Source organism: Gluconobacter sp. P1C6_b, assembly GCF_018811945.1.
Classification (GTDB): Bacteria; Pseudomonadota; Alphaproteobacteria; order Acetobacterales; family Acetobacteraceae; genus Gluconobacter.
The window spans coordinates 91,756-104,016 of record NZ_JACRVU010000004.1 but is presented as its reverse complement, the minus strand read 5'-3'; the positions used below and the strand labels follow the sequence as shown (position 1 = coordinate 104,016).

Annotated in this window: 13 protein-coding genes; 9 read left to right on the top strand and 4 right to left on the bottom strand. The window is 62.8% G+C overall.

All coding sequences use genetic code 11. The features are described 5' to 3' along the window. Nucleotides 1-21 precede the first annotated feature (21 nt). Nucleotides 22-960, bottom strand: coding sequence for a hypothetical protein (locus KP701_RS05005; protein WP_215746116.1), 939 nt, complete (start codon nucleotides 958-960; stop codon nucleotides 22-24). Then, nucleotides 953-1,900 carry a diacylglycerol kinase family protein gene (locus KP701_RS05000; protein ID WP_215746114.1) on the bottom strand — a complete coding sequence of 316 codons (948 nt, stop codon included), beginning with the start codon at nucleotides 1,898-1,900 and terminating at the stop codon, nucleotides 953-955. The genes KP701_RS05005 and KP701_RS05000 overlap by 8 nt, the downstream gene beginning before the upstream one ends. Before the next feature lie 139 nt (nucleotides 1,901-2,039). Here KP701_RS05000 and KP701_RS04995 point away from each other — a divergent pair, with 139 nt between their 5' ends. Genes KP701_RS04995 through KP701_RS04970 form a run of 6 tightly spaced genes read left to right on the top strand, consistent with a single transcriptional unit; the run spans nucleotide 2,040 to nucleotide 7,869 of the window. Further along, nucleotides 2,040-2,981, top strand: coding sequence for a metallophosphoesterase (locus tag KP701_RS04995; protein ID WP_252345408.1), 942 nt, complete (start codon nucleotides 2,040-2,042; stop codon nucleotides 2,979-2,981). Further along, nucleotides 2,978-4,132, top strand: a complete 1,155-nt coding sequence (locus tag KP701_RS04990; protein ID WP_215746112.1) for an LptF/LptG family permease — start codon at nucleotides 2,978-2,980, stop codon at nucleotides 4,130-4,132. Before KP701_RS04995 ends, KP701_RS04990 begins: the two co-directional genes overlap by 4 nt. Next, on the top strand, nucleotides 4,129-5,238 hold the full coding sequence (locus KP701_RS04985) for an LptF/LptG family permease (protein ID WP_215746110.1): 1,110 nt from the start codon (nucleotides 4,129-4,131) through the stop codon (nucleotides 5,236-5,238). Before KP701_RS04990 ends, KP701_RS04985 begins: the two co-directional genes overlap by 4 nt. Beyond that, a complete protein-coding gene (locus KP701_RS04980) occupies nucleotides 5,235-6,050 on the top strand; it encodes a sterol desaturase family protein (RefSeq protein ID WP_215746108.1) in 816 nt (271 codons plus the stop codon). Before KP701_RS04985 ends, KP701_RS04980 begins: the two co-directional genes overlap by 4 nt. Next, a complete protein-coding gene (locus KP701_RS04975) occupies nucleotides 6,047-6,802 on the top strand; it encodes a nucleotidyltransferase family protein (RefSeq protein WP_215746106.1) in 756 nt (251 codons plus the stop codon). The genes KP701_RS04980 and KP701_RS04975 overlap by 4 nt, the downstream gene beginning before the upstream one ends. Further along, nucleotides 6,799-7,869, top strand: coding sequence for a glycosyltransferase (locus KP701_RS04970; RefSeq protein ID WP_215746104.1), 1,071 nt, complete (start codon nucleotides 6,799-6,801; stop codon nucleotides 7,867-7,869). Before KP701_RS04975 ends, KP701_RS04970 begins: the two co-directional genes overlap by 4 nt. 20 nt (nucleotides 7,870-7,889) lie before the next feature. Here KP701_RS04970 and KP701_RS04965 read toward each other — a convergent pair whose 3' ends face one another. Next, nucleotides 7,890-8,780, bottom strand: coding sequence for a hypothetical protein (locus KP701_RS04965; RefSeq protein ID WP_215746102.1), 891 nt, complete (start codon nucleotides 8,778-8,780; stop codon nucleotides 7,890-7,892). An 82-nt stretch (nucleotides 8,781-8,862) separates the two neighbouring features. On the opposite strand from KP701_RS04965, the gene KP701_RS04960 reads away from it, so the two are divergent. The 3 genes from KP701_RS04960 to KP701_RS04950 all read left to right on the top strand — a co-directional run bounded on the left by KP701_RS04960 (nucleotide 8,863) and on the right by KP701_RS04950 (nucleotide 11,171). Then, nucleotides 8,863-9,402: an MmcB family DNA repair protein gene (locus KP701_RS04960; protein WP_215746100.1), complete on the top strand. Its 540-nt coding sequence runs from the start codon at nucleotides 8,863-8,865 to the stop codon at nucleotides 9,400-9,402. A 9-nt stretch (nucleotides 9,403-9,411) separates the two neighbouring features. Then, nucleotides 9,412-10,200 carry an inositol monophosphatase family protein gene (locus KP701_RS04955; protein WP_215746098.1) on the top strand — a complete coding sequence of 263 codons (789 nt, stop codon included), beginning with the start codon at nucleotides 9,412-9,414 and terminating at the stop codon, nucleotides 10,198-10,200. A gap of 86 nt (nucleotides 10,201-10,286) precedes the next feature. Then, the gene (locus KP701_RS04950; RefSeq protein ID WP_215746097.1) at nucleotides 10,287-11,171 is read left to right on the top strand and encodes a lipid-binding SYLF domain-containing protein; all 885 of its coding nucleotides are present in this window, start codon (nucleotides 10,287-10,289) and stop codon (nucleotides 11,169-11,171) included. Nucleotides 11,172-11,206: 35 nt separating this feature from the next. Here KP701_RS04950 and mltG read toward each other — a convergent pair whose 3' ends face one another. Further along, nucleotides 11,207-12,256: an endolytic transglycosylase MltG gene (mltG, locus tag KP701_RS04945; protein ID WP_215746095.1), complete on the bottom strand. Its 1,050-nt coding sequence runs from the start codon at nucleotides 12,254-12,256 to the stop codon at nucleotides 11,207-11,209. Nucleotides 12,257-12,261 lie beyond the last annotated feature (5 nt).

Genomic DNA, 12,261 nt, shown 5'->3' with positions numbered 1-12,261 from the left:
ACCGGATCCCCCCTTTTTGATTCAGGCTTTCGAACGCGCCAGAAGGTCCCGCGCACGCCACAGAAGCCGGGGCAGCATCACAAGTGGGTGCCGGCTCTCGAAGGGCGACAGTTGCATGTCAAAACCCGTATGGCGCTGGATCTTCCAGGCCAGATAGGACGCGCCGTTTTCAAACGTGAAGGCGGCCTTCAGCAGCCTGGTCACATTGCGTGGGCGTCCGGATATCTGGATCAGCGCCCAGCGACGGGCCGCTTTCCGGCGAAGTGCCGCGTCAATGACGGGTTCAAGCCTGTCCCCATGAGCCGAGAACTGAAGACGTCCCCGCGTCCACCCCAGGGTCAACAGGGCAGCGTAACGCGCCTCCTGCCCTTCAAGAATGCTGTTGCCCCGTCCCTTCTTCTCGACCCGCAGTTCGGACGCATAGGTATGGGCAAAAAGGGTCTGCCAGAACTCCAGTGCCGTCATGGACACATCGCCCAGAAGAGCCGCCCAGCAGGCCGCCGTCGTCACACAGCCTGCGATCAGGGACAGAATGACATCCGCGCTTTGCGGATCCCGAACCCAGACCAGCCGTACCGGCTGGCAGAACCGCGCCCAGATTGTCGTGTCGAGCGCGCCGAGGCCCGTGCGGGCTTCGAACTGCGCCCGTGACAGCACCGCGATCTTTGCTCTCAGAACCCGGCCGTCATGACGGAATTCGGAATAACGGACATTGGGCGGCAGGACGAGATTGCCGGTCCGGGCCACCAGTCCCCCCGCAAAACCTGCTGCGTTTTCGGTAATGATATAGAAATCGAGAATACCGTCCGGATCAGCTTTGCGCAGAAGCGAGCCATAGAACAGTACGCCCAGCGGCATGACGGGACAGGCACGGGCCAGCGCGTCGGCAAAGGCAACCACGCCCGGATCGACTGGTGTCGTCAGTTCGCCGATCAGGCGCTGTTCGAGCACATCAGGCATGCAGGAACCGGAAGCGGGACGCACGCTCCAGACGCAGCACACCGCCCGGTGCCGCGCTGAAGACCTCGCCATCGAGCACGAAATCGCTTTCCGTCACCAGCGTCATGTCGTCCGTCCGCCCACTGACATAATCCGGGTGACGACGCAGCCAGCGAGGTGCGCGTCCACACAGAAGGGCAGCCGTCGCCCGGAGCAGACTGTCGGGCCAGGCGCTGACATCCAGATAGCGCAGTCCTTCGACATTGGGCTCTGCATCCCAGAAAGGCCAGATCCCGCGCGACAGGTGCGAAAGCCCTGTCGTCAGGAACATGAAGCTCTGTCCGTCATAGACATGGCCACCGGTCTCGATCCGCAGCGGATCGCCCCTGAGCCATTCCTCGCGGCTTTTGCGGAACATGAGGCTGACGAATGTCGACAGCAGCGTGATGCCCACCGCAAGATCATGGGGCGCGAAACGCAGGACGGTCGGTGAATGGGCTATCCGGACGGCACGCGCATATCCCGCACATCCTCCGAACAGGCCAAGCACTGGCATCCGGTCAGTTCCGGGCCAGGACAGACGGATGGGCGTTCGCACGCTGGAACGCAGGTCACCCTGCCGCAGACGCTGGATCGCCTCCATCCCGCGCAGGCCAAAACCGACGTCCCCGGCAATGAGGTTCGTGTTGCCAGACGCAAGGACCACGATATCCGGAAGCCTGTCCGCAGGGTAAGCGCGTGCAATGGCGGTCAGGGCCGTGCTGACCGTCCCGTCGCCGCCATCGATGAGAATGGTGTCGATCCCACGCTCATAAAGCTGGCGGACATGTTCGGTTGTCCCCTCCCGAGTATCGGAAGGCACGAAATCCTTCCCCAGAAGGGCCTGGGCCTCGACAGCAAAACTGGAACCGTTCCGGCGGTTTTTCCGGCTACGGGCATTATGGATCAAGGCAATGCGCACTAGGTGAGGCAATCTTCGTATGGCGTTCGGCTATGCGGGCGGGTCTAGCACGGCTATGATGGAACTGCCAGAACATGGCATCCCGGCGCGTCTGGATGCCAGCTTCTGACGTGGATACTGACAAGGCCCTTTTCTGATCATGACCCCTGACCTGCCCGCAGATCCCATCTCGTCGCGGCAAACGTCCCCTGTCATCACGCCTACGCCCGCTGTCACCCCCACTGTCACCCTGGCCCATATTTCGGACCCGCACCTGCCCCCGCCCCCGGTCCACTGGCGTGAGGCGCTTAACAAGCGCGCCCTGAGCCTTCTGTCATGGAAGAAGCACCGCCGGTACGTCCATCTCGAACAGACCTGCGCAGCGCTGGTGAAAGATATCGGGCACTCGGACGTGGACACCATCCTCGTCAGCGGGGACCTGACCAATTTCGGAACGCCCGACGAATTTGCCGCGGCCGCCCGCTGGCTCGATGCCCTGCCGGCTCCCGCGCTCGTGATTCCCGGCAATCATGACTGCATGGTCCGTCAGCCGGCCTCGGCCGGTCTGCACCAGTGGGAGCGCTGGTCGGACCAGCAGTATCCATATGTCCGCATCCAGAACGGGGTTGCGATCGTCGGCGTCAATTCCGGCATCCCCACAGCGCCGTTCATGGCCTGCGGGCGCGTCGGATACCGGCAGCGTGCGCGGCTTGAGGCACTGCTGGAAGAGCTTGGCCGGGAGGGGCTGTGCCGGGTCGTAATGATCCATCACCCCCCCCGGCGCGGGCTCGTGCCCTGGCGGAAGTCCCTGCTCGATCACCGCGAGGTAGCCGCCGTTTTCAGGCGGGCCGGAGCGGAGATCGTGCTGCATGGACACTCCCACGACGCAACGCTGACCCATATCGCCGGCACGGACATTCCGCTGCTTGGTGTGGCGTCCGCCTCGCTGACGGATGAACGCCCGCACCGTCAGGCCTGCTGGAATCGCCTGAGCATCCACCCATATAGGAAGGGCTGGACAATCACTCTGGCACGTCACCGGCTCGATGGCTCCGTCAGTGAACGGGCGTCATGGAACCGCTCGGGAAGGACAGAGGCGTGAAACAGCGGGCCCATATTCTGGACCGGTATCTGCTGACACAGATGGCACCGCCATTTGCGATCGCTCTTCTGGCGATGCTGGTCGCGCTGCTGCTGGAACGGCTGCTGTCGCTCTTCGACTATCTGGCCTCGGCAGGAAGTTCGCTCGGAACATGTATCGCGCTCCTGACGGATCTTCTGCCCCATTATTTTGGTATCGCCCTGCCCGCGGCGCTGTGTATCGCGGTGTTCCTCACCATCCGGAGCATGAGCGACAACAACGAAATCGACGCGCTTCAGGCCGGGCGCGTCTCGCTGATGCGAATCAGTCGCCCTTTCATGATCGTAGGCCTGCTTCTCGGGGCGGCCAGCGTATTTCTGTACGGCTATATCCAGCCCGTGGCCCGCTATGACTATCGCGCGGGCTTCTATTTTGCCGAGCATACCGGCTGGGCCCCGCATCTTCAGGCGGGAATGTTTGCCTCCACGTCCAGCAAGGCCGTCATGACGGCAGACAGTGTCAGCCATGCCGGCACCCGCCTCAGACGGGTCTTCATCCGGGAAGTGAATGCCAATGGCGTGGCCCACATCATCACGGCCCGGACGGGCGCGCTGACCATTTCGGAAAAGACCCGCAGCACCCGCCTCGACCTGTGGAATGGGGAAATTGTGGATGATCCGTTCCAGGCCACCAAACCCCACAAACCGACCGTGACCCATTTCGAACACGTCGTCCGCGTTATCGATCGGCCCAACAAGGAAACCTCCTTCCGCTCCCGCGGGGCCGACGAGCGCGAGCTGACCCTGTTCGAACTGGCGCATGACCTGCGTTATGGCCTGCCCGGCATCGAATACCGCACACTCCGGGCCGAAATGGATTTCCGTATGGCCCGCGCCATCGCCATTCCGTTCATTCCGCCCCTGGCTGTTGCGCTGGCCATCAGCGCCCGGCGAAGAAAATCCGTCTGGGGGCTGATTGCGGTAGCCGTGATCCTGATCGGCTTCGACCAGACACTCATGTTCGGCCACAGCCTTGCCTCGACCGGACGCCTTCCCATCTGGCTGGCGATCTGGGTACCGGAAGTCGTGTTCTGCGTCGGCTGTCTGGCGGCCCTTCTGCGCCGTTCCCGTGGGTCCTGGCGGCGGCGCAAGTTCACAAGGGCGCCGGCATGAACGACTCCACACCTTCCATGCCGCGCCATGTCCTCATCAAGGCGCTCAACCGTGCCCTCCTGGGACGCTTTTTGCTGTGCGGGGCCGTCCTCGTCTCGCTGCTGGAAATTCTGGCGCTTCTTGAAAAGACGACGCCGATCCTGAACCGGCATCTCGGCGTTCGGGGCATCCTGACCTTCGCCTTCCTGCACCTGCCTGCCCTGAGCATCGACATCCTGCCACTCGCCTTCATGGTGGGCACGCTGTTCCTGCTCACGCAGATGACCCTGTCGAGCGAAATCTCGGCCCTGCGGGCGGCCGGGCTTTCTACGCCCGCGCTGTACCGTCTTCTCCTGCCCGCGGTGCTGATCGCGGGGATCGGGGGAACCTGCGCCCAGTACTGGCTTGTCCCGGCCTGCGAGAACGCCCTCACGACATGGTGGAACCGCACAGATCCGCTCGCGGGGCAGGACGGGCAGCCCGAAGACAATATCCTGTGGTTTCGGGCGGGCCCCACGCTGGTCCGGATCGGGCAGATCGCCCAGGGCGGCACGTTCCTGCGGGACGTGACGATCTATCACCGTGACAGCACGGGCCTGCTGACCGGCACCGAGCACACGAACGTCCTGACATACCGCAATGGACAGTGGCATCCCGATGGGGCGCAGGATCTTTCCCTGTCCGATGACAAGTCGTACGTGAATGTTACAAAGGGCGACAGCACCTTCGTCATCCCGGCCACTCCCTCGGTCATCATGACGCTCTCGCAGAACGGAGCGACCGTCACGCCGGGGCAGGTCAGCGCCATTCTTCACAAGGGCGCACCTGCAAGTCTACCCCGGGCCACGTATCGTATGGCCCTCTTCAGCGGAATGATTTTACCTGTCGAAATTGCAGTAATGCTTCTATTGACGCTCCCGGTGATCTATATCCCTCCCCGTGCAGGACTTCGAAATCCGCTGCCGGTGTATGTTCTGGCCGCTGGAATGGGTTTCGTCATCCTGCAGGGAATGATTTCCGCACTTGGAAACGCGGGGACGCTGCCAGCTCCGCTGGCCGTCAGCGTCGGACCGCTCCTGGGTACCCTTCTCGGGCTGACCTGGCTTTTGCGGATGGAGGAACGATGAGCAACTTCAAGGCGCCCTGGCGCAACATGTCCGCCATCAGGACGGGTCGCAGCTTCGATCTGGGAAAGATGAACCTCCAGCAGCTGTGGTTCGCCTATCTGACCTATCCGACGATCCTGCTCTATTTCGCGCTGATCGCAGTGTCCGCCTGGGCCGCCCTGCATTTCTCGACCGCGCTCTGGGTCACGCTCATCCCCGTTCCCGTCGTGATCGTGGTCTATCCGCTGGCCTGGTATGCGATCCACCGCTTCATCCTTCACGGGCGCTGGCTGTACCGCAACCACTGGACCGCTTCGCTGTGGAAGCGCATCCATTTCGACCATCATCAGGACCCGCATCTGCTGGACGTCCTGTTCGGCTCCCCGCTGAACACGGTGCCCACCATGGCGATCATCACAATGCCCATCGGCGGGCTGATTGCCGGCTGGAGCGGGGCGTTCTGCGCGCTTTCGACAGCACTGGTCATGACCTGCATCTACGAATTCTTCCATTGCATCCAGCATCTGGCCTACAAGCCGCGCTGGAAATGGGTGGCGGACATCAAGCAGCTTCACGTCCTGCACCATTTTCACGATGAGGACGGCAATTACGGCATCACGAACTACGTGCCGGACCGTCTGTTCAGCAGCTTTTACCGCGAAGCCCGCGACCGGCCCCGCAGCAAGCATGTCTTCAACCTCGGTTACGATATCGAGGAAGCCCATCGCTATCCGTGGGTTATGGATCTGACGGGCTCCCCCCCGCGTGACCGTCCCGACGGCGCACGTCCGGCATCCGCCCGCGCCGCAGCAGACCGTAACCGCGCGGCATGACGCTTCCGGTTCTGGTTCTCGCCGGGTCCCGGGACGGCGAGAACGATGTCCTTGCGAAACTCGGTCAGGTTTCCCACAAGGCGCTGCTTCCCGTTGCCGGTCAGCCCATGCTGGCCCGCGTGCTCGATACAATTGCCCGCACCCCCGGCCTTGGCCCCGTCACGATCAGCATCGAAAATCCCGACTGCATCAGGGATCTTGCCGGTGACGCCACAATTCTGCGTTCCGCCCCCTCTCCCAGCGAGAGCGTTGCCGAAGCCATTGCCCGGATCGGCACGCCCTGCCTGGTCACAACGGCAGATCACGCACTTCTACGGCCGGAATGGATTCAGGAATTTCTTGCAAAAGCACAGGGATGCGACCTTGCAGCGGCTGTAGCACTGCGTGCAACGGTCGAGCGCGACGTGCCCGGCACGAAACGGACCTATATCCACCTGTCGGACATGAGCTTTTCCGGCTGCAACCTGTTTCTGATCGGCACGCCGAAGGGGCGGAATGTCATCGAACTGTGGAAGCGCCTTCAACAGAACCGCAAACGCCCGCTCCGCATGGCCCTGACGCTTGGGATCGGCACCCTGCTGCGGGCCGTGACCCGTACGCTCGATCCCACGGCCCTGTATCGACGCATCCGGACGCTGACGGGCGCAAATGTACGTCTGGTAACACTTTCGGACGGGCGCGCGGCCGTGGACGTGGACAAACCCTCGGACCTGACGCTAGCTGAAAAAATCCTGGCCCAGACGACACCATGAAAATCGCCTACATCATCAATTCCCTCGAATGTGGCGGCGCGCAGCTTCCCATTCCGGACATCGTATCCGTTCTGAAGGCCCGCGGCGGGGATGTGACCGTCTTCGCCCTGGCCCGCAAGGACGGCCTCGCCATTCCGCTGATCGAAGCCGCCGGCATCCCCGTGCGCGTCCGGGAAGGCACGACGCGGGATCATATCGCTGCCTATCGCTGGCTGCGCGACGAGATGGAGGCGTTTCAGCCGGACCTGATCTGGACGTCGCTGAGCCGTGCCACGCTTCTGGGACAGCTGGTTGCGCTGCGTCACAAGACTCCGACAGTACACTGGCAGCATTGCGGGCGCCTGAAGACGGTCAATGCCTTCCTGCTGCGCCTGTGTCGCCCCTACACGACGCTGTGGGTTGCCGACTCCCAGTCTGTCATCACCTTTGCCGGCAAAGAACTCGGCATCAGTGACAATTTCGTCGCCTGGCCCATTTTCCGCGCCGATCCGGACGCTCCTGTGGCTACGCCATGGAAAGAGGAGGAGGTCGTGCGCGTCGGGTCACTGGGACGCCTGAACCCGGTCAAGGCGTATGACATTCTGTGCGAGGCCGTGGCTCTTCTGAAAGACCACCCCGACCTGCCGCCGTTCCGTCTTCAGATCGCAGGCGATGGTCCCGAACACGCAGCGCTTCAGGATCGCATCACGGCCGGCAACCTGCCGATCGACCTGCTGGGCTACGAGTCAAAACCGTTTGATTTCCTGAAGACGCTGCATCTTTACGTTCAGTCGTCGCACTGGGAGGGCATGTGTGTCGCGGGGCATGAAGCCATGTCCTGTGGCCTTCCGGTTGTCGCCACCCCTGCCGGAGAACTGCCATCGAGCATTCTCGACGGTGAGACGGGACGTATCGTGCCCTTCGACAATGCCCCTGCCCTTGCGGCAGCTCTGGCAGACCTGATCGGCAGACCGGCCGATCTTGCGGCGATGGGCGCCCGTTCCCGCCAACGGGTACTGGAACGCTTCGGGCCTGAAGCGTTCGTCAGGAATGGCAATGCCGTGCTGAATCGCATTCCGGGTTTCTGAACGCCCGGGATACGCGCTTCTCAGGCGCCGAAGATCCGTCGCTTCAGGTTGAGCAGGTCCCGTTTCGGCCCGATCCCGATTTTCTTGACGTCAATCAGCGTCACCTGCCCGGCTGCGGACAGGGTATGCATGCCGTCCGGATACCGCTTCCGCAGAGACGCCGGGATGGAAATCGACAGGCCGGGTGTGACTTTTGGCAGACCCCGCTCCAGCCCTTCGATTTCCAGCAGCCGGATCCCGCGACCATAGGTTCCACGACAGTCCTGCGTAGGCAGGAAGATCTTTCCATCCACAAGAACCGGCGTGCCCCCGGGACGGGCCCCTGCCCGGTCGTTCAGGAAAAGCCCGAGGTTTTTCCATGGTCCCATCAGGGTATCGGCCACGGAAATGTTCAGAAGGCTCTGCCGTTCGTCCCTGTTGCCCGCAGGCGTCCAGAACATCCACCAGCGATCGGCATAATGAAATGGCGTGGCATCGATCGCGGCTTCGGGGAAATCGAACGCCTCGACCCGCTCCCACTCACGCGGAAACGATTTTGCCCGATAGAGCGAAAGACGGCCCGAAGCGCTGGCCTCGGGCAGCATGTAGACCTCGCCCTCATGCGCGAACACGAACGGGTAGGAGAGATGCCAGGGCTCCTGCAGAACGGTTTCGCGCGACAGTAGCCGGCCCGTCCCGTCATAGATCAGGACCTCGATCGTTCCCGTGGGTTTGCGGTAATCGAAGGCCTCGGCAAAGACATGCAGCTTTCCGTCGCGCCAGAATCCGAACGGATCGGCCAGGAAACAGTGATCCCCGATATCGGGCAGAGTCGTGATGGGAAAGCCGTTCAGACTGGCCGCTTCGACCACCTCAGCCAGAGGCGCGTGAACGATGGCGCATCGCCAGTGATCCGTTCGCAAAAATGGCATGAGGCACTCTCCCGTAAAAATACAGCTTCAAAAAAAACCTGCCGGGGCAGACGTAGAGCGCAGATCGGGGCAGGATGGAACCATGAGTACGGTTCTTGCCGAAAATCCCGCTGCAACATCCTGTGGCCTGCCGGAAATGCAGCTGACCATCCGGCGCGCCGTCCTCGGATTGTGCCGGACAATGAACTGGGCCGCCATCAATGAATTCGCCCTTCCCGCCGCAGGACGCCGCGCGGACATCATGGCGCTTCTGCCCGATCATTCCCTGACCTGCATCGAGATCAAGTCCGGCCTGCGCGATTTCCAGACCGATCAGAAATGGCCCGAATACCGGGACTGGTCCGACCGGCTGTTTTTTGCGGTGGATGACGGTTTTCCGCTGGACCTCATTCCGCCGGATGTGGGCCTGATCGTCGTCAGCGTCAGCACCGTCCCCGCTGCCCTGCGCGACAGTATTCTGGCAGAGTGCACGATCATTCGGGAGCCCGCGCTCCATAAGCTGGCTCCCGCACGGCGGCGCACGCTGCTGCATCTGTTTGCAACTACGGCCGCAAGCCGTCTCATGAGCCTTGAAGACCCCGCCATTACGGCATCCCTCCGCGCTGCACGGCGCACAGACTAGGACAGTTCCATGACCTTCGATCCGATTGCCGTCCGCCTCGAAGCCGCCCGCTCAGTCGTGCGGGACGCAGCCCAGCTGGCCCTCGCCCTGCGTCCCGCTCCCGGTGGCCCGACCGGAACCCTCAAGGGCCGGCAGGACTACCTGACCGAGACGGATGGCGCCGTCGAAGCCTTTGTCAGCCGCCGCATCCAGGAGCTTTTCCCCGAGGATGGCTTTCAGGGTGAGGAAAATGGTGCGACGCGTCAGGGCGGCTTCCGCTGGGTCGTGGACCCGATTGACGGCACATCGAATTATGCCCGTGGACGTGACCGCTGGTGCGTCTCGCTCGGCCTGCTGGACGGAGACGAACCCGTTGCCGGCGTGATCGATGCTCCGGCGCTTGGCGAAGTCTTCACGGCCCAGAAGGGCAAGGGCGCGTTCCTGAACGGCAAGCCGATCAAGGCGTCCCCCATCACCAACACGCAGGAAGCCATGATCGAGATGGGCTGGTCCGCGCGCGTGACGACCGAGACCTTCAACGAGAAGATTGCCGCCATCATGGCGCTCGGCGCGATGCCGCGCTCCGGCGGGTCCGGTGCGCTCGCACTGGCTGATGTGGCCTGTGGCCGTTCCGACGGCTATCTGGAAATCGTCATCCAGCTCTGGGATGTGGCGGCGGCTCTGATCATCCTTTCGGAAGCAGGGGCTGCGGTCTCGCCTTTCCTTCAGACCGGTGGCCTGACGGGCGGGGCGACCATTCTTGCCGCCGCGCCCGGCATTGCGAAGGCGCTCTCTGCGGCTGTTGACGTGGAAATCTGACATTCCCTCCCCCCGCACTCGTGATTTGGCCGCATTTGGCGCATAGTGCGGGAACATTCCTACGATGACTGCAGAAGGTATCCTCCATGACCCTGTCAGGTCTCCTGCGTACGACAGTGCTCGTCGCTTCGGGTTGCACCGCCCTGTCCGCCTGTTCCGATGCGCCTCAGACCACGGCCAGCCAACAGCAGATCATTGTCGATCGCGCCACGCTGGCGGTTCAGGATCTCTTCACGGGAACAACAGCACAGTCCCGCTCCCAGAAGCTGCTGGCAGAAGCCAAGGCCGTCATGGTCTGCCCGTCCGTGCTGAACATGTCCTTCGGGATCGGCGGTTCCGGGGGACGCTGCGTGCTTCTGAGCCGCGACGCCCGCGGCTCATGGTCCGACCCGGCATTTTACCGTCTGGGCACAGCGTCGATGGGACTTCAGCTTGGCGTGCAGAGCACGGAAACGATCCTGTTCATCATGTCCCAGCGCGGCATCCAGGCCATTCTGGACAGCCAGTTCAAGTTTGATGCCTCTGCGTCCGCCTCCTTCGCCAGCATCGGCTCGGGGCTCGAAGACAGCACGGCTGGCGCGCACAACACCGACATCTACGCCGCTCAGAAGAACGAGGGTCTGTATGCCGGAGCTGCGCTGGGTGGTTCCAAGCTGACCGTCGATAGTGGCGCCAACCGGGCCTATTACAACCAGACCGTCGGCCCCGAGGACATCATCGTGACGATGCGCGTCAACAACCCGTCCGCCGACCCGCTGCGTCGCGCTCTGATGTCCGTGGCGAAGCTGCCCACCAGCAGCGCAGCCACAGCGACGTCCCGCGTGTCACAGGCGGCCACCGCCGCACGCACGTCCGCCACGCAGGACGTCGTCGGCAACAACCCCTACCCGGCGACCTATGACGCCACTCGGCCGTATTCGGCACAGGCGTCCAGCGTGCAGAGCCAGACTCTCGCTCCGCTGAAGCACTGAGAGCATTGCGCCCGTCCTCTGCGGAGGACGGGAGTTCAGTTCTGGTTCTGAGGTGTCGCTGACAGATGTGCGTGGTAGGCCCGGATGTTTTTATCCTGATCGGCGAGCGTCTCGGCAAAATTATGCCCACCCGTCCCCGTCGCCACGAAATACAGCATCTTCCCATCAGCCGGATGCGCTGCGGCGTCCAGTGAGGTCGGCCCCGGCGAGCAGATGGGACCGGGCGGCAGTCCCGCCTGAAGATAGGTGTTGTAAGGCCCGGGGGTCTGCAGATCCTCATGGGTCAGCGGTGCGTCCAGTGTTCCGGCTCCATTGCTGAGCCCGTAAATGACGCTCGGATCCGTCTGAAGCCGCATACCCAGTTTCAGGCGGTTCAGGAACACGCGAGCCACCATCGGCCGCTCGGACGGCACGGCCGTCTCACGCTCGATCAGCGATGCGAGAACCAGCAGTTCCTGTGGAGACTGGATCAGCCCGTCCAGCGCTTCGACATTGCGACCGTCCCAGGCTGCGGCGAGCTTGACCGCCATCATTTTCTGCAGTTTTTCGGCCAGAGCCTGCCGCGACGTCCCCCAGACGTAAGAGACCGTCTGGGGAAAAACGCTGCCTTCGGCAAGTGTGGGCAGATCGCCGCTCAGCGCCGGAGCCTTGTTCAGAATGGCCGCGATCCTGAGGGCCGTCAGTCCCTCGGGCACCGTAAGCTGATGGGACACGGGCTTTCCGTGACGCAGGATCTCAAGGGTATGCGCGACCGAAACGCGGGCCGGAAACTGGAGTTCAGCCGCGTGGATCTGACCATCGCGATGCGTCAGGAACGCGGCAATCCGGAAAAACGTGCCCGATGCCCAGGTCGGGGAGAGGATCCCGTCGTCCTGAAGCGCCTTTGTCACACGGGCATTGTTGCCGTGCGGAATGACGAAAATCTTTTCGTCCTGAAGAGGACCGGGATCGGTGTAATGACCGTAACCTGCGGCCAGTCCTGCGACGATGAGCAGTGGCGCTCCGAAGAGCGCCAGCTTGCGGCCAGCCTTTGGCGGAAGAACAAGCTTCCGCGGTTCCTCGCCGTCCGGCTGACCTTCAGACATTGAAA